This is a genomic window from Vogesella mureinivorans, from assembly GCF_007644035.1.
GTDB classification, from domain to species: Bacteria; Pseudomonadota; Gammaproteobacteria; order Burkholderiales; family Chromobacteriaceae; genus Vogesella; species Vogesella mureinivorans.
In genome coordinates this window covers 18,437-34,690 of the sequence record NZ_VMTV02000162.1, presented here as the reverse complement: position 1 = coordinate 34,690, position 16,254 = coordinate 18,437, and the positions used below count along the sequence as shown (strand labels likewise).

General features: G+C 67.3%; 13 protein-coding genes. 5 read left to right on the top strand and 8 right to left on the bottom strand.

Annotated elements, in window-relative coordinates; all coding sequences use genetic code 11:
• The first annotated feature begins 28 nt into the window (after nucleotides 1–28).
• Complete coding sequence (gene gcvA / locus FLQ44_RS05215) at nucleotides 29–922, top strand: transcriptional regulator GcvA (RefSeq protein WP_147693386.1); 894 nt, start codon at nucleotides 29–31, stop codon at nucleotides 920–922.
• Between the two features lie 35 nt (nucleotides 923–957).
• On the top strand, nucleotides 958–1,374 hold the full coding sequence (locus FLQ44_RS05210) for an aminotransferase-like domain-containing protein (RefSeq protein WP_147693385.1): 417 nt from the start codon (nucleotides 958–960) through the stop codon (nucleotides 1,372–1,374).
• A 70-nt stretch (nucleotides 1,375–1,444) separates the two neighbouring features.
• On the opposite strand, the gene FLQ44_RS05205 is transcribed toward FLQ44_RS05210, so the two are convergent.
• The 8 genes from FLQ44_RS05205 to FLQ44_RS05170 form a co-directional block, all read right to left on the bottom strand.
• The gene (locus FLQ44_RS05205) at nucleotides 1,445–3,310 is read right to left on the bottom strand and encodes a methyl-accepting chemotaxis protein (RefSeq protein WP_147693384.1); all 1,866 of its coding nucleotides are present in this window, start codon (nucleotides 3,308–3,310) and stop codon (nucleotides 1,445–1,447) included.
• A gap of 321 nt (nucleotides 3,311–3,631) precedes the next feature.
• Complete coding sequence (locus FLQ44_RS05200; RefSeq protein WP_147693383.1) at nucleotides 3,632–5,005, bottom strand: ABC transporter ATP-binding protein; 1,374 nt, start codon at nucleotides 5,003–5,005, stop codon at nucleotides 3,632–3,634.
• Nucleotides 5,002–5,799, bottom strand: a complete 798-nt coding sequence (locus FLQ44_RS05195; protein WP_147693382.1) for an ABC transporter permease — start codon at nucleotides 5,797–5,799, stop codon at nucleotides 5,002–5,004. Before FLQ44_RS05195 ends, FLQ44_RS05200 begins: the two co-directional genes overlap by 4 nt.
• Nucleotides 5,800–6,762 (bottom strand): ABC transporter permease, encoded by a 963-nt coding sequence (locus FLQ44_RS05190; RefSeq protein WP_147693381.1) that lies wholly within the window; start codon nucleotides 6,760–6,762, stop codon nucleotides 5,800–5,802.
• A complete protein-coding gene (locus tag FLQ44_RS05185) occupies nucleotides 6,763–8,286 on the bottom strand; it encodes an ABC transporter substrate-binding protein (RefSeq protein ID WP_147693380.1) in 1,524 nt (507 codons plus the stop codon).
• Nucleotides 8,287–8,458: 172 nt separating this feature from the next.
• Nucleotides 8,459–9,220: an ABC transporter ATP-binding protein gene (locus FLQ44_RS05180; RefSeq protein ID WP_170252813.1), complete on the bottom strand. Its 762-nt coding sequence runs from the start codon at nucleotides 9,218–9,220 to the stop codon at nucleotides 8,459–8,461.
• Nucleotides 9,220–10,260, bottom strand: a complete 1,041-nt coding sequence (locus FLQ44_RS05175; protein ID WP_147693378.1) for a FecCD family ABC transporter permease — start codon at nucleotides 10,258–10,260, stop codon at nucleotides 9,220–9,222. Before FLQ44_RS05175 ends, FLQ44_RS05180 begins: the two co-directional genes overlap by 1 nt.
• The gene (locus FLQ44_RS05170) at nucleotides 10,257–11,366 is read right to left on the bottom strand and encodes an ABC transporter substrate-binding protein (RefSeq protein WP_147693377.1); all 1,110 of its coding nucleotides are present in this window, start codon (nucleotides 11,364–11,366) and stop codon (nucleotides 10,257–10,259) included. Before FLQ44_RS05170 ends, FLQ44_RS05175 begins: the two co-directional genes overlap by 4 nt.
• A gap of 383 nt (nucleotides 11,367–11,749) precedes the next feature.
• On the opposite strand from FLQ44_RS05170, the gene kdpA reads away from it, so the two are divergent.
• From kdpA to kdpC, 3 genes are read left to right on the top strand one after another with little or no spacing between them, the layout of a single operon-like run.
• Nucleotides 11,750–13,438 (top strand): potassium-transporting ATPase subunit KdpA, encoded by a 1,689-nt coding sequence (gene kdpA, locus FLQ44_RS05165; protein WP_147693376.1) that lies wholly within the window; start codon nucleotides 11,750–11,752, stop codon nucleotides 13,436–13,438.
• A gap of 13 nt (nucleotides 13,439–13,451) precedes the next feature.
• Nucleotides 13,452–15,590 carry a potassium-transporting ATPase subunit KdpB gene (gene kdpB, locus FLQ44_RS05160; RefSeq protein ID WP_147693375.1) on the top strand — a complete coding sequence of 713 codons (2,139 nt, stop codon included), beginning with the start codon at nucleotides 13,452–13,454 and terminating at the stop codon, nucleotides 15,588–15,590.
• A gap of 25 nt (nucleotides 15,591–15,615) precedes the next feature.
• Nucleotides 15,616–16,233, top strand: a complete 618-nt coding sequence (gene kdpC, locus FLQ44_RS05155) for a potassium-transporting ATPase subunit KdpC (RefSeq protein WP_206208674.1) — start codon at nucleotides 15,616–15,618, stop codon at nucleotides 16,231–16,233.
• Nucleotides 16,234–16,254 lie beyond the last annotated feature (21 nt).

Sequence of the window (16,254 nt, the reverse complement as noted above, 5' to 3'; positions counted from 1 at the left end):
GCTTTGCTTGTGCGTTATTCTCACAAGCATGAACCGCAAGCTCCCCCCGCTTAACGCGCTGCGTGCCTTCGAAATGGCCGCCCGCTACCAAAGCCTGACTGCCGCAGCCGAGCAGCTGCACGTCACCCACAGCGCGGTGAGCCGGCAGGTAAAGCTGCTGGAAGACTGGCTGGGCCTGACATTATTCGACAGGGTTGGCCGCAGGCTGCAGCTTACCGACGCTGGCCGCCAGTATTTGCCGGTGGTGCAAGCCGCGTTTGACAGCCTGGCCAATGCCACCGAAAAACTCACAAGCCAGAAGCCTAGGCTGCTGCGCATCAATGCCGCCCCCACGCTGGCCATGCACTGGCTGCTGCCGCGGCTGACGCAGTTCCAGCGCCGCCACCCCGAGGTCGAGCTACGCCTGGCCACCTCAGACGCCATCATCAACAACCAGAACGCCGATTTCGATATCGCCATCCGCCGTGGCAACGACCACTGGCACGGCTTTGTTTCGCATATTTTCCTGACCGAGCACGAGCTGCCGGTAGCCAGCCCAGCCCTACTGGCGCGCCAGCCGCTGCCCGACGCCGCCGCGCTGGCGCAGCACACCCTGCTGCATTCCGAAACACGGCCGGTGGCGTGGGAGCGCTGGCTGGCCGCCGCAGGGGTGCCCGGCCTGCAGCCTGCGGCCAACCAGCATTTCGACCACTACTATCTGGCGCTGCAGGCCGCAGTAGACGGCATGGGCATTACGCTGGGGCCGCGGCCGGTGATTGACGAGCTGCTGGCCAGCGGCAAGCTGCAGGTAGCGCTGCCCGCCCCGGCCGTGCGGGTGCGCGGCTACTCGTGGGTGGTGCCGCTGGCGCTGGCAGAAGACCCGCTGTGCGCCGGGTTCTGCGCCTGGCTAGAGGACGAAGGCCAGGCCTGGCAAGCGGGCTAGGCCCTAGCCATTACCGCTATCACAGCCAGATCGAGGTGCAAAAGTACCTGGCCAGCCATTCCACCCCTACGCTGAACCAGCAGGTGCTGGCACGCTTTCTGGACAGCGGTGCCTACCCGCGCCACATGCGGCGGCTGCGGCGCAGCATTGCCAGCCAGATGGCGGTATTGCAGGGTGAGGTTGGCCGCCACTTTCCGGGCTGTGTGCAGTTTGTGGCGCCGCAGGGCGGCTTTTGCCTGTGGCTGAGGTTTCCGCCCGGCTTTGACAGCATTGCCCTGTACGAGCAGGCGCGGCTGGAGGGCATAGGCCTGACGCCCGGCCCGCTGTTTTCGCCGCGCGGTGGCTACCGGCACTGCCTGCGCCTGTCCTGTGCCGACCCGTGGAGTGCACAGCAGCACGCACGGTTGCAGCGGCTGGGGCAGCTGGCCAGCCAGCTGTGCCTGGCGTTGTAGCTAGCCTGGCTGGATAAAACAACAAGGCCGCAGCGGATGCTGCGGCCTTGTGCTTTTGCCGGGCTGCCGCTTACAGGCGGAAGCGCGACACCATGCCGTGCAGGTGGCTGGACAGCTGGTGCAGCTCGTTCACCGTGTGCGTGGCGGTTTGTACTGCCTGGTCGGTTTCAATGGCCATGTGGTTGGCCACCTCGGCCGCACGCGCCATCTCGGTGGTGGCAATGGACTGCTCACGGGTGGCGTCGGCTATGTCGCGGATGGTTTGCACCACGCGGCCAACTTCGCTTTCGATGCCGGCAATCTCCTGCGCCACCTGGCGCGAAGCGCCCACGCCGGACTGCACCGACTGCTGCGTGCTGTTCATATTGGCCAGTGCCGAGTTCACGTCGGCATGGGTGGCGTGAATCAGCCCGCCGATCTCCACCGTGGCCTTGGACGTGCGCTCGGCCAGCTTGCGCACTTCGTCGGCCACCACGGCAAAGCCGCGGCCCATTTCGCCGGCGCGGGCGGCTTCAATCGCCGCATTCAGCGCCAGCAGGTTGGTCTGGTCGGCAATATCCTTGATCACGTTGATGATCTGGTCCATCTGCGCCGAGCGCTGGCCCAGGCCACCCAGTGTGCTGGCCAGCTCGCCCACAGAACAGGCAATGCCTTCGATGCTGTCGGCCAGTGCCCCCACCGACTGCGCCGACTGGCGCGAGGTGTGGCCGGTTTGTACCACCGATTCCTCGGCGCTGCCGGCGTTGCTGGCAATGTGGTTGATGCTGACGGTGATCTGTTCGATGGTAGCCGCGGTGGCGCTGGAGGCATCGGCCTGCTGCTGCGAATCGCTGGCCAGCTGGCGCGTAATGCCGTTGAGCGCGTCAATGCCGCCGTTCAGCGATACCGAGTGGTCGCGTACCTCGACAAACATCTGGCGCAGGCTGCCGATAAAGCGGTTGAACGCCTGGGCTGTCTGGCCGATTTCGTCGCGGCTATCGATGTGCAGCTGGTGGGTCAGGTCTCCTTGGCCGCTGGCCACGTCCAGCAGGGCATCGCGCAGGCGTACCAGGTTGGCCAGCAGGCGGTTTAGCGCCACATTGGCCAGCAGGATGGCGGCTACCGCCACGGCCAGGCCGGCCAGCATCAGCGTGACCAGCATCTGGTTCAGTGGCGCCAGCAGCACGTCTTTTTCGGCGACGGTACCCAGCACCCAGTCGGTGCCTTCTACCGGTACCAGCTCGGCGTAGTAGGTGTGGCCGTCGATATCGACCTCGTGCAGCTGCGGTGTGCTGTTGGCCGCAGTCAGCAGGCTGGTGTCAAAGCCCTTCATCACCTCGCTCACCGGTTTGAGCGTGCTGCCCTCGGCCGGGTGCACCACGATATTGCCTTCGCGCGTGGCCAGAAAAGCGTAGCCGTCGCCACGCAGCTTGATGCCTTTCACCACGGCGGTGAGGCCTTCCAGCACGATGTCGCCACCGGCCACGCCCACCAGCTGGCCGTCACGCAGGATGGGGCTGGCCAGGGTGACGCCCAGCTTGGCCGGGCTGGCAAACATATAAGGCTGGGTTAGCACCACGCTGCGCTTTTCGCTGGCCAGCTTGTACCAGGGGCGGGCGGTGGGGTCGTAGCCGGGTTTGGGTGGGCGGTTCGGGTCGTCATAGTGCATGGCCTTGTCTTCGTAGCCAGCAAAAATCTGGTCAAAGCCGCCGGCCTCTTTGCCTTGTTCCAGGCTAGCGTACGGCGCGCTGGCGTCTTCTTTACCCAGGCGGTTGGCCGTGGCGCGGATCGCATCGCTGCGCTGGCCTACCCAGCGGCCCAGTGCCTGGCTGTTACCGGCAATGGCGGCGTTCAGTTCCTGCTCTACGCCGCGTACGATTTCGCTGCGCATGCGTTGGTAGGCCAGTGCCGACAGCACGGCAATGGCGATGGCCAGCAGGATGGCCACAAAAAGCATAAGTCGCTGTTTTAACGACATGGTGTGCCTCTAGATGAAAAAGGGCGAGCCCTGCCGTTATCGCGCCGGCCGGTGTTCGCCTCTGGGTGGGTAGGTGTGTGGTAAGGAATAACCTTACTATTTGTATTGTTTTGTAATGAATATACCGGCTAAATGTTAACAGGCAATGACAAATAGTCCAGCGTCGATGTGCGTGTGGGGGCGGGGGCGGCGTCAAAAATGCGGGCTGCTGCGTGCCGTGAGCGCCCGGTATCCGGGCCATGGCGGGGGCGTGGTGAAGGGCTGCCCCGCACCACGGCAGGCGCGGTACGGGGCGGTGGTTTACCAGCGTAGCTGTCGGCTGGTGGCTTTACCGGCCAGTGCGTGGTCGTGGGTCACCAGCAGCAGCGCGCAGCCGATGCGCGCCAGCTCGTCCAGCAGGCAGTGCAGGGTGTCCTGCTGGGTGAGCGGGTCCAGCCGCGACGTGGGCTCGTCGGCAAACAGCAGCGCCGGTTGCAGCAGCAGGGTGCGGATCAGCGCCAGCCGCTGCAGCTCGCCGCCGGATACCTGCGACGGCTTGCGCGCCAGCAGATCGGGCGATAGCCGCAGCCGGTGCAGCAGCGTTTCCAGGCTGGCCAAAGGTTGGCCGCAGCGCTGCAATACGTCGTGCAGCGCGGTGTGCAGGCTAATGTGCGGGGCAAAGGCCTGCACCGGGTCCTGATACAGCTTTTGCCAGGCGGTGCGCGGCAGGCCGTCGCGGTAGCGCACGCTGCCGTGGTCGGCGCGGGTCAGCCCCAGCAGGATATTGCCCAGCGTGCTTTTGCCGGCGCCGCTATGGGCCAGCAGCGCCACGCGCTCGCCAGCGGCGATATCGATATCCACGTTGCGGAACAGTGTCTGGCTGCCGTAGGCCTTGCTGAGGCCGCGCCCCTGCAGCAGCCAGTCGCCCGCTGCCGGGTGGGCGATGGCGGGCCAGGCTTGCGGCTCGGCGGCCAGCAGCTGCTGCGTGTACGTGTGCCGTGGCTGCTGTAATACCTGGCTGGCCGGGCCGTGCTCTACCACCTCGCCGCCACGCATTACCAGCACCTGGCCACCCAGCGCGCGCGCCAGGGCGATGTCGTGGGTGATGGTGAGCAGGCATTGCCCGCTGGCCAGGTGTTGTTGCAGCAGTTGCGCCAGCGTGGCGCAGGCCTGGCTGTCCAGCCCCTTGCTGGGTTCGTCGGCCAGCAGCAGGCCGGCACCGCCCAGCGTGGCGGCGGCAAACGCCACCCGCTGCGCCATGCCGCCCGACAGCTGGTGCGGATAGTGCCGCTGTGCCGCGTGCAGCCCCAGGCTGCCTAGCAGGCTGTGCGCCTGGGCGTGGGCCTGGTTGGCCGCACCGCGCCAGCCTTCGGCCACCTGCGGCAGTACGCGCATGGTGGGGTCCAGTGCGGTGGCGGGCTCTTGCGGCAGGATGGCCAGCTGTGCGCCCCACAGCGCGCGGCGGTTGGCCGCATCGGCCAGCGGCCAGGCCTGGCTGCCCTGGCGTAGCTCGCCGCTGGCGCGCAGGCCGGTGGGCAGGGTGCCCATGATGGCGTGCGCCAGCAGCGATTTGCCGGAGCCGCTTTCGCCCAGCACGGTGAGTGCCTCGCCGGGGTAGAGGGTCAGGTCCAGCGGCTGCAGCAGGCAGTGCTGTTGCTGGTAGACGGCTACGCCGCCCAGATGCAGGGTGCTCATCGTGTTACCTCCAGCGGGCGCAGCAGCACCAGTGCGGCCAGCGTGAGCGCCAGCACGGCCACCGGTGCCAGTACCAGGCGCGGTGCCTCGCTGTAATGCGGCAGTGCTTCGGTCATCATCAGGCCCAGCTCGGCGGCGGGCGGCTGCAGGCCCACGCCGACATAGCCCAGCGTGGACAGCGCCAGAATGGCAGTGGCCATGCCGAAGCTGGCCATGGTCAGCAGCATGGGGGACAGCTCCGGCCACAGGTGGCGGCGCACGATGTATAGCGGGCCAAAGCCCAGCAGGCGCGAGGCTTCCACGTGCGGGCTGGCCAGTACCAGCCGGCTGCGCGCCCGCGTCATGCGGAAGTATTCCACCCATTGCGCCAGCGCCAGGCCCAGGTACAGCGTGAGAAAGCCACCTTTGGCCATGGCCGAGAAAATCAGCACGATCAGCAGGCCAGGCAGCGCCAGTACGCCGTCGGCCACGCCGCGCAGCAGGGTGTCGGTGAGGCCGCCGCGCCAGGCGGACAGCACGCCAAGCAGGCTGCCCAGCAGCGCAGCGCTCAGCACGCACAGTGCGGCCAACCCTAGCGATAGCCGGGTGGCGCTGGCCACGCGCGCCATCACGCTGCGGCCCAGCTGGTCGCGGCCCAGCGGCTCGGCCAGGCTGGGGCTGGCCAGAAACTGCATCAGGTCCTGTCGCGCCGGGTCGGGCCACAGCCACGGGCCGACGATGGCCAGTAGTAGCACCAGCGCCAGCAGCAGCCAGGCCAGGCGGCGGTGCCAGGGTAAGAAAGCAAGGTCAGTCATTTACGGCTCCGCCGGGCCACGCGGGTCGATGGCCAGGCATAACAGGTCGGTAAGGGTATTGAGCAGCACGAATAGCCAGGCCAGCAGCAAGGTGCAGCCCTGGATCATGGGCACATCGCGCCAGAACACGGCGTGCACCAGCGCGTGACCCACGCCGGGCCAGGCAAACAGGCTTTCCACCACTACTACGCCCTCGATCAGCAGGATCAGCTGCACTCCGGCGTAAGCCACCACGGTGACGCCGATATTGCGCAGACCGTGGCGCCAGAAAGCCCGCCACGGTGACAGGCCCTTGGTGAGCGCAAAGCGGTAGTAGTCGGACTGCACCACGGCCAGCACGCTGTCGCGCACGATGCGTGCGGTCAGGCCGGACAGGCCCAGCCCCAGCGTCAGCGCCGGCAGCAGCAGGTTGCCGCTGTCGCCGTGGCCGGCAGCCGGTACCCAGCCCAGCTGTACCGATAGCCCCAGCATCAGCATCAGGCCCAGTAAAAACGGCGGCAGCGTGCGCAGCACTACGCTCCATAGCAGGGTAAGGCGGTCGGCCCAGCCGCCCGGGCGCAGGCCGCTGGCCAGCCCCAGTGGCAGGCCCAGCCCCAGCGCCAGCACCACGCTGGCGGCGGCCAGCTGCAGCGTGGCGCCCAGGTGGTGGCGCACTTCGTCCAGCACCGCGCCGCCGGTGACCAGCGATTGCCCCAGCTGGCCCTGGCCCAGCTGCTGCAGCCAGCCGGCAAACTGCTGCCAGGCCGGGCGTGCCAGCCCCAGCTCTTGCCGTACCGCCTCGGCAGCGGCGGCGTCCACGTAGTCGTAGCCGTAGCGGCCGGCGGCAATGCGAAACGCCATGTCCCCCGGCAGCTGCTGTACCAGCACGAAGCACAGCGTGGCCACCAGCAGCGATACCACCAGCGCCTGCAGCAGGCGCTGGCCCAGCACGCGGGCCAGGCCGTGTTGCGTGAGTGCCGCCATTTAGCGGCCCCAGCTCATGTCGGCCAGGCGGTAGCTACGCTCTTGCGGGTCGAGCGTCACGCCGCGCAGCGCTTTGCTGACCGCTGCGCTCTGGCGGTACCAGGCCACCGGCAGCACCGGCAGCTCCTGTTGCAGGATGCTGGCTATCTTCAGCCGTGCGGCGGCGGCCTGCGCCGGTTTCAGCCCGCCCTGGCCCAGTGCGGCCAACTGTTGCGATAGCACGGCGTTCTGCCATTTCATCACGCCCCAGTCGGCGCCATCGTCGGTGAAGTCACCCAGCAGTGTGACCAGCGGGTCCGGCACCAGTGCGTAGTTGCGCGCGTACAGTGCCAGCTCCAGCGTGCCGTCTTTGTGGCCGGCCGGAATCTCGCTGGAGTTACCCACCTTTACCTGCACGCTGATGCCGGCCTGGCGCAGCTGTTCTTGCAGCGCGGTGGCAATCAGCGGCAGCTCGGGGCGGTCGGGGTAGGTGCGCAGCGTTAGCGCCAGGCGTTCGCCGTTGCGTACCAGCTGGCCGTCGGCGTCCGGCTTCCAGCCCTGTGCGGCAAAGCTGCGGCGGGCTTGGTCCGGCTGGTAGGCCAGCGCGGGCAGCGCGGCCTGGTGCCACGCTTTCATGCTGGGCGGGAACAGCTGCGTGGCGGCCATGTCCGGGTCGCGCAGCAGCGCGGTGGCGATGGCCTGGCGGTTCAGGCTCTGGCTGATGGCCTGGCGCATGGCCGGGCTGTTCAGCCATTTGTGGCCAGCGTTGAACTTGAGCTGGATCGCGCGTGGCAGCGTGGCCGACACAATGCTCACACGCGGGCTGGCTTTCAGCCGCGTAATGCTCACCGGGTCCAGGCCGAAGGCGATGTCGGCCTGGCCACTTTCTGCCATCAGGGTGCGGCTTTCGGCACGGCCGATGGCCTGGTAGCTCACCTCGCCGATGGCGGGTTTCTTGCCCTGCCAGCTGGCAAAGGCCTGCACGCTGACGCGCTGCGGTTGTTGCAGCTGGCTAATGCGGTAGGGGCCGCTGCCGATGATGCTTTTTACACTGCCGTCGGCGGCGTAGGACGCCGGCGCCAGGATCTGGGTATGGGTATGGGCAAACACGGCGGGCAGCGGGGCAAACGGTTTGCTCAGCTGCACTACCACGTCTTTGCCGTCGGCGCGGATGGCGCTGACGGGGGCGTTTTCCAGCATGCCGGGTTTCTTGCGCGCTTTTTCCAGCGCGGCTACCACGTTGGCCGCGGTCACGGCGCTGCCATCGTGGTAGCGTGCGCCGTCGCGCAGGGTAAAGCGCCAGCTGAGCTGGTCGCTGCTGGCTTGCCAGCGGCTGGCCAGGCCGGGCTTGAGTGTGCCCAGGTTATCGGCGTCGACCAGGGTTTCGGCAACCTGCATGCGGGTAAACAGGATGCCGCTGCTGGAGGACGGGTCCAGGCTGTGGATTTCCCACGGGCCGATCAGGTTCAGCGGTTTGGCCTGGGCAGACAGGCCGATAGCCAGCAGCAAGCTGCCGGCAAACAGGCGGGATGGCAGAGGGTGCATGTCGTATCCGATCTTATCGAGAATTATTATCGGGCGGAATGCTATACAGTAACATTTTGTTTGGCAAGTGCAGATTGCCGCACCGCAGCAGGGTGCAGGGGCTGCCAAAAGTAGCAGCCCGGCGTGCACGCTGCAGGCCGGGCTGTGGGCGAGGAAGGCGGGCCGAGCGGTGCTAGCCGCTGTGCGGGCACAGCACGCTGTGGCCGCTGGCAGTGTGCGCCTGGTGGATGGCCACGCCGAATACCGGCGCCAGCACGGCGGGGGTGAGGATGTCGGCCGTGTTGCCTGCCGCCACCAGCCGGCCGTGCTGCAGCAGCAGTACGCGGTCGGCGTAGGCCAGCGCGGCGTTCAGGTCGTGCAGCACCACCACGGTGGTGAGCTGGCGCGCGCGCGTTTGCTCGCGCACGGTACGCATCACCTGCACCTGGTGCTGCAGGTCCAGCGCGCTGATGGGCTCGTCCAGCAGCAGCAGGCTGGGCTCGCGCAGCAGTACCTGCGCCAGAAACACCATCTGGCGCTGCCCGCCGCTGAGCTCGCACAGGCGGCGCCCGGCCAGCGCCGCCAGGCCCAGTGCGGCCAACTGTTGCTGTACCGCCGCGTGCTGTTCGGCACTGACACGCCAGCCCAGCGTGCCCAGCCGCCCCAGCAGCACCGCCTCGGCCACGGTCAGGCGGCTGCGCGTGCTGCAGTCTTGCGGCAGGTAGCCGCACGCCGCGTGCAGCTGGCCGCCGCGCTGCAGCGGCTGTGGCTGGCCCTGCCACTGTAGTTGGCCGCGTGCCGGCAGCAGGCCGGCCAGCGTTTTCAGCAGCGTGGTTTTGCCGCTGCCGTTGGGGCCCAGCAGCGCGGTGACCTGCCCCGGCTGCGCCTCGAACGACACATCGTGCAAAATGGCCTGCCGCCCCAGGCTGACGCAGAGTTGTTGTGCTTGCAGCATTACCACGCCCCCGGTTTGCTGCGCATCACCAGCAGCAGAAAGAACGGCACGCCAACGGCGGCGGTAACAATACCGATGGGAATCAGCGCCCCCGGCGACAGCCATTTGCCCAGCAGCGACGACAGCGACAGCAGCAGCGCCCCGCACAGCGCGGCGCCGGGCAGCAGCAGGCGCTGGTCTTCGCCCAGCAAAAAGCGCGCGATATGCGGCGCGATCAGCCCGACAAAACCGATGGTGCCGACAAAGGCCACCGCCGCGCCGGTCAGCAGCGACACAATCGCCAGCGCGCGCCAGCGCAGCGCCGGTACATTCACCCCCAGGCTCTGCGCGCGCTCGTCCGACAGGCCCAGCGCGGTAAAGCGCCACGCGTCGCGCAGCAGCAGCGGCAGGCACACGGCCAGCACCGCGGCCACCAGCCCCAGCTTGGGCCAGCTGGCCTTGTACAAGCTGCCGAACAGCCAGAACACAATGGCCTGCAGCGCCTCGGGCGAGGCCAGGTATTGCAGCAGCGACAGCAGCGCCTGAAACAGGAACAACAGCGCAATGCCGCCCAGCACATAGCTATCGGCCTGGCCGCCCTTGGCGCGGCCTATGCCCAGCACCGCGCTGCAGGCGATGCCGGCAAACAGGAAGGCGGCCAGCGGGACGGCAATGGCCTCCGGCAGCGGCAGTGCCGCCCCCAGCACAATCACCAGCGCCGCGCCAAAACCCGCCCCGGCCGATACGCCCAGCGTGTAGCTGCTGGCCAGCGGGTTGTGCAGCACGGTTTGCATCACCAGGCCGGACAAGCCCAGCGCGGCACCCACCAGCAGCGCCATCAGCGCCACCGGCAGGCGGATCTGCCACACGATCACCTCGCTGCCGCGTTCTACCGCGCCGCCCGCCAGCGCGCTGGCGACCTCGCGCAGCGGCAGCATGGACGGGCCGCTGGCCACGTCCAGCAACAGCGACAGCAACAGCAAGGCTGCCAGCAGCAGCAGGGTGGCCACGGCCGGTGCCAGCCGGCGCGCGGTGTACAGGGGCAGGCTTAGCGTGTTCACGGTTTCAGCGTCACCATCCAGCTACCGCTGTATTTCACCGGCAGGTAGCGTTCGTGGAACTGGCGCAGCTCGGCCACCGGGTTCACATTGGCAAACTGCGCCGGGTACAGCTGTTTGGCGATGAACTGCATGGCGGTGTAGTCCACCAGCGTGCGCGCCAGGCCGTGGTCCAGCGTGTACACATGCTGCTGTTGCACGGCTTTCAGCGTGTCCCAGCCGGCGCGTTTGGTATAGGGCAGCAGCGTGGCGCGCGCGGTAGCGTCGTCCGAGGCGTAGCCCAGCTTGACCGCCTTGGGGCGGTTCTGCCACGACGAGCCGGCAATGATCACGTGCTCCGGGTTGGCCGCCAGCACCGCTTCGGGGTTCAGCGGGCCCCAGTTGGCGCTGATGCGGCCGTTGGCGATATTGTCGGCGCCCAGGTTGTCCAGCATCTGGCCCCACATGGTGTCGCGGTAGGTGTTGCCGATGGTATCGGCGCCGTCACGGCCCAGCTCTACGTACACCTTGGGCTTGACCGTAGCCTTGGCGCGGGTGATGCGCGCCATCACGTCCTGGTATTTGCTTTGATACAGGCTGGCCAGCTCTTCGGCGCGCTTGTCGGTGCCCATCACCTTGCCCAGCAAGCGGGTGCTGGCCAGGTGGCGTTCCAGCGTTTGCGCGTTGTAGTCCACCACCACAATGGGGATGCCGGCGGCGCTGAGCTGCTGCGCTGCCGGGCCCAGTGCCTTGTAGCCCCATTCCGGCAGGATCAGCACGTCGGGCTTCAGCGCGATGACTTTTTCGGCGCTAAAGCTGTTGTCGTCGGTAAAGCCCACGTCCGGCATGTCTTTCAGCTGCGGCATCACCTCCACATAGCGTGCCCAGTTGCCGGCGCGCCAGCCAGCCCAGCCGGTTTTGCTGATGCCCACCACGTTCTGCCACGCCTTGGCCCCGGCCACGGCGGTGAATTCTTCAAAGTGAAAGCCCAGCACCACACGCTTGGCCGGCGCGTCCACGGTGACTTCGCGGCCGCTGACATCGGTGAGCTTGATCGGTTTGGCCAGCACGCTGGTGGCAGGCAGCAGGCACAGGGTGGCCAGCAACAGGGGGCGGGAAAGGGCAGGCATGCGGTGCTCCGGCAAGGGATGAGAATCAAAGGCCGGATTATCGATAAAGGTTGGCCGCAGCGCCTGCGACATAGTGTCGCAGGGGGCGGCGTGGCCGCGTTTTTATACGGCGTTTACACCGCACCCTTGTCATTTAGCACGATCTTTCCACGCGCCTCCCTACAGTGGCAGTGTTGCATTCACTGTCGAGGAAATCATGCACGATCTGATCTGGCTGGGTGGGCTGGTGCTGCTGTTTGGCAGCACGGTCGGCCTGCTGCGCGTTTATCACGCTTTGTCCGGCAGGGGGGCGCTATGACCCTGCTGACCCTGATCGCGGCCGTACTGGCCGTACTTCTGGCAGGCTGGCTGGTGCATGCCCTGCTGCACGCGGAGGACCTGTCATGATGCTGCAGTTCTACAGCCTGCTGGCGCTATTCATGCTGCTGCTGACCTTGTCTGCCCGCCCCATGGGCGCCTGGCTGGCACCGTTGGCCGCAGGCCAGCTGCCAGCGCGCTGGCAAACATTCGATAGCGCGCTGCTGCGCGTGGCGGGTATTCGCGATACCGGCATGGGCTGGCGCCAGTACGCGCTGGCGGTGCTGGTGTTCAACCTGCTGGGCGCGCTGCTGCTGTACGCATTGCAACGCCTGCAAGGCGTGCTGCCGTTCAACCCGCAGGGCATGGGCGCGGTGGAGGCCGGCTCGGCATTCAATACCGCCATCAGCTTTGTCACCAATACCAACTGGCAGGGCTACGCCGGCGAAAGCACCATGAGCTATTTCACCCAGATGGCCGGCCTGGCGGTGCAGAACTTCCTGTCTGCCGCTACCGGCATTGCCGTGGCGTTTGCGCTGATGCGCGGCTTTACCCGTCGCGAAAGCGCCGACCTGGGCAACTTCTGGGCCGATGTGCTGCGCGTGTCGGTCTACCTGCTGCTGCCGCTGTCGCTGCTGCTGGCGCTGGTATTCGTGCAGCAAGGTGTGCCGCAAACGTTGGCCGCGTATAGCGATTACACCGCGCTAGCCGGCCACGCGCAGACGCTGGCGCTAGGCCCGGTGGCCTCGCAGGAAGCCATCAAGCTGCTGGGTACCAATGGCGGCGGCTTCTTCAACGCCAACTCGGCGCACCCGTTCGAAAACCCCACCGAGCTGACCAACCTGCTGCAGATGCTGGCCATCTTCCTGATTCCGGCCGGGCTCACCCACGCCTTTGGCCGCCTGGCCGGCGACCGCCGCCAGGGCTGGGCGCTGTACGCGGCCATGAGCGTGATCTTTATCGCCTGCGCCATCGGCGTGATGGCCGCCGAAAGCCAGGGCAACCCGCTGTTGGCCGCACTGGGCGTGGACGGCAGCAGTGGTAACTGGGAAGGCAAGGAAGTGCGCTTTGGCATGGCCGCCAGCAGCCTGTTCATTACCGTTACCACGGCAGCCAGCTGTGGCGCGGTCAACGCCATGCACGATTCGCTCACCGCGCTGGGCGGCATGCTGCCGATGTGGCTGATGCAGCTGGGTGAGGTGGTGTTCGGCGGCGTGGGCTCCGGCCTGTACGGCATGCTGGTCTTTGCCGTGCTGGCGGTGTTCGTGGCCGGGCTGATGGTGGGCCGCACGCCGGAATACCTGGGCAAGAAGATCGAAGCCTTCGACATGAAAATGGTGGCGCTGGTCATCCTCACCACCCCGGCACTGGTGCTGGCTGGCAGCGCTGCCAGCGTGCTGCTGGCGCCGGGCCTGGCTGGCCTGGCCAACCCTGGCGCGCACGGCTTTAGCGAGGTGCTGTACGCGTTCAGCTCGGCGGCCAACAACAACGGCAGCGCCTTTGCCGGCCTGTCTGCCAACACCGCGTACTACAACGCGCTGCTGGGCATCGCCATGTGGCTGGGCCGCTTTGCCGTCATCGTGCCGGTGCTGGCGCTGGCCGGCAGCCTGGCCGCCAAAAAGACGCTGGCCACCACCAACGGCAGCATGCCCACCCACGGCGGCCTGTTCATCGGCCTGCTGGTCGGCAGCGTACTGCTGGTGGGCGCATTGACCTATCTGCCGGCACTGGCGCTGGGCCCGGTGGCCGAGCACCTGATGATCTGGGCGCGTTAAGCAGGAGACCAATATGACTGACAAAAAAGCAAGCCTGCCGTTGTTCGACCCGGCACTGTTACGCCCGGCGCTGCGCGACAGCGTGCGCAAGCTGGCGCTGCGCGAGCAGCTGAAAAACCCGGTGATGTTCGTGGTGTACCTGGGCAGCGTGCTGTGCAGCGTGCTGTGGGTCATGGCGCTGCAAGGGCAGGGCGACGCACCGGCCTGGCTCACCGGCAGCATTGCCGTGTGGCTGTGGTTTACCGTGCTGTTTGCCAACTTTGCCGAGGCGCTGGCCGAGGGCCGCAGCCGCGCCCAGGCCGCCAGCCTCAAGAGCCTGAAAAAAGCCACCATCGCCAAAAGGTTGGCCGCACCGCAGCGCTACGGTGCCGCCTTTACCGTGGTGGACGCCAGCGACCTGCGCAAGGGCGACGTGGTGCTGGTGCAGCACACCGACCTGATCCCCTGCGATGGCGAGATCATCGAGGGCATTGCCAGCGTGGACGAGTCGGCCATTACCGGCGAGTCGGCACCGGTGATCCGCGAATCGGGCGGCGATTTCAGCTCGGTGACCGGCGGCACCCGCGTGCTGTCGGACTGGATCGTGGTGCGCGTCAGCGTGAACCCCGGCGAAACCTTTATCGACCGCATGATCGCCATGGTGGAAGGCGCCAAGCGCCGCAAAACGCCCAACGAGATTGCACTCACCATCCTGCTGTTGGCGCTGACGCTGGTGTTTTTGATGGTGACAGTCACGCTGCTGCCGTTCTCGGTATACAGCGTGGGCGCCGCCGGCAGCGGCCAGGTGATTTCGCTGCCGGTGCTGCTGGCGCTGCTGGTGTGCCTGATACCCACCACCATCGGCGGCTTGCTGTCGGCTATTGGCGTAGCAGGCATGAGCCGGCTGATGGCGGCCAACGTGATTGCCACCAGCGGCCGTGCGGTAGAAGCCGCCGGCGACGTAGACGTGCTGCTGCTGGATAAAACCGGCACCATCACCTTTGGCAACCGCCAGGCCGCCGCCTTTATCGCCGCTGCCGGCACCACCCCGGCTGCGCTGGCCGAGGCAGCCTGGCTGGCCTCGCTGGCCGACGACACGCCGGAAGGCAAGAGCATCGTGGTGCTGGCGCAGCAGCATACCCGCGCACCGGCCGCCCACCACGACGGTGTGCAGAGCGAAAGCCTGCTGGGCCGCAGCACGCTGCAGGCGCTGCACCTGGGCGTGATCCCCGCTGGCGCGACCTTTGTGCCGTTTACCGCGCAGTCGCGCATGTCCGGCGTCAACCTGGGCGAGCGCCAGATCCGCAAGGGCGCGGCCGACGCCATTCGCCGCCACGTACTGCAGCTGGGCGGCAGCTTTAGCGCCGCGCTGCAGCAGCAGGTAGACGGCATTGCCAGCCGTGGCAGCACGCCGCTGGTGGTGGCCGAGGGCGCGCAGGTGCTGGGCGTGGTGGAGCTGAAAGACGTGGTGAAGCCAGGCATCAAGGAACGCTTTGCCCAGCTGCGGCAGATGGGCATCAAGACGGTAATGGTCACCGGTGACAACCGCCTCACCGCTGCCGCCATCGCCGCCGAAGCGGGCGTGGACGACTTCCTGGCCGAGGCCACACCGGAAAACAAGCTGGCGCTGATACGCGACTACCAGCAGCGCGGCCAACTGGTGGCCATGACCGGCGACGGCACCAACGACGCCCCGGCGCTGGCGCAGGCCGACGTGGCAGTGGCCATGAACAGCGGCACCCAGGCCGCGCGCGAAGCCGCCAATATGGTGGACCTGGATTCCAGCCCCACCAAGCTGATTCAGGTCGTGGAAATCGGCAAGCAAATGCTGATGACACGCGGCGCGCTCACCACCTTCAGCCTGGCCAACGATGTGGCCAAGTACTTTGCCATCATCCCGGCCGCCTTTGCCGGCACCTACCCGCAGCTGGGCTTGCTGAACGTGATGCAGCTGGCCAGCCCGGCCTCGGCCCTGCTGTCGGCGGTGATCTTCAACGCGCTGATCATCGTGGTGCTGATACCGCTGGCGCTCAAAGGCGTGCGCTACCGCGCGCTGGGCGCCGAGGCGCTGCTGCGCCGCAACCTGCTGGTGTATGGCCTGGGCGGCCTGCTGCTGCCTTTTGCCGGCATCAAGCTGATCGACATGCTGCTGGCCCTGCTGGGGCTGGTGTAAGCAACACACCTTGAAAGGAAGCATCATGCAACACGCACTTTCCGGCACCGCTACCCCAACGGCCACACCCGCGGCCAGCGCACTGTGGTGGCCCGCCACCCGCCTGCTGCTGGGTCTCACCCTGCTGCTGGGCCTGGGCTACCCGCTGGCGGTAACCGGCCTGGCGCAGTGGCTGTTCCCGGCGCAGGCGCAGGGCTCGCTGCTGCAACAGCAAGGCCGCACCGTGGGCTTGGCGCTGGTGGGCCAGGCCTTCAGCAAACCGGGCGAGTTCTGGGGCCGCCCGTCCGCCACCGCTAGCACCCCGTATAACGGTGCCGGCTCCGGCGGCAGCAACCTGGGCCCGGCCAACCCGGCGCTGGCCAAGGCCGTGGCCGAGCGCATCGCCGCGCTGAAAGCCGCCGGCCCGCTGCCCGCGGGGCCGGTACCGGCTGACCTGGTCACCGCATCTGCCAGCGGCCTGGACCCGCACATCAGCCTGGCCGCCGCGCTGTACCAGGTGCCGCGCGTGGCCGCTGCCCGCCAGCTGGACGCCGCTAAACTGGCACAGCGGGTACGCCAGCAGGCCGAGCAGGCGTGGTTCGGCAGCGACGCCACCGCACGGGTGAATGTGCTGCAGCTGAACCTGGCGCTGGCACGCAGCTGATACCATCGGCGTGCCGTTTGA

Bases quoted from the DNA above. Each gene is read 5' to 3' on its own strand.
- kdpA (WP_147693376.1), top strand. From the start codon at position 11,750: ATGATGCTGCAGTTCTACAGCCTGCTGGCGCTATTCATGCTGCTGCTG.
- kdpC (WP_206208674.1), top strand. From the start codon at position 15,616: ATGCAACACGCACTTTCCGGCACCGCTACCCCAACGGCCACACCCGCG.
- gcvA (WP_147693386.1), top strand. From the start codon at position 29: ATGAACCGCAAGCTCCCCCCGCTTAACGCGCTGCGTGCCTTCGAAATG.
- kdpB (WP_147693375.1), top strand. From the start codon at position 13,452: ATGACTGACAAAAAAGCAAGCCTGCCGTTGTTCGACCCGGCACTGTTA.
- FLQ44_RS05205 (WP_147693384.1), bottom strand. From the start codon at position 3,310: ATGCTTTTTGTGGCCATCCTGCTGGCCATCGCCATTGCCGTGCTGTCG.
- FLQ44_RS05170 (WP_147693377.1), bottom strand. From the start codon at position 11,366: ATGCCTGCCCTTTCCCGCCCCCTGTTGCTGGCCACCCTGTGCCTGCTG.
- FLQ44_RS05195 (WP_147693382.1), bottom strand. From the start codon at position 5,799: ATGACTGACCTTGCTTTCTTACCCTGGCACCGCCGCCTGGCCTGGCTG.
- FLQ44_RS05200 (WP_147693383.1), bottom strand. From the start codon at position 5,005: ATGAGCACCCTGCATCTGGGCGGCGTAGCCGTCTACCAGCAACAGCAC.
- FLQ44_RS05180 (WP_170252813.1), bottom strand. From the start codon at position 9,220: ATGCTGCAAGCACAACAACTCTGCGTCAGCCTGGGGCGGCAGGCCATT.
- FLQ44_RS05190 (WP_147693381.1), bottom strand. From the start codon at position 6,762: ATGGCGGCACTCACGCAACACGGCCTGGCCCGCGTGCTGGGCCAGCGC.
- FLQ44_RS05185 (WP_147693380.1), bottom strand. From the start codon at position 8,286: ATGCACCCTCTGCCATCCCGCCTGTTTGCCGGCAGCTTGCTGCTGGCT.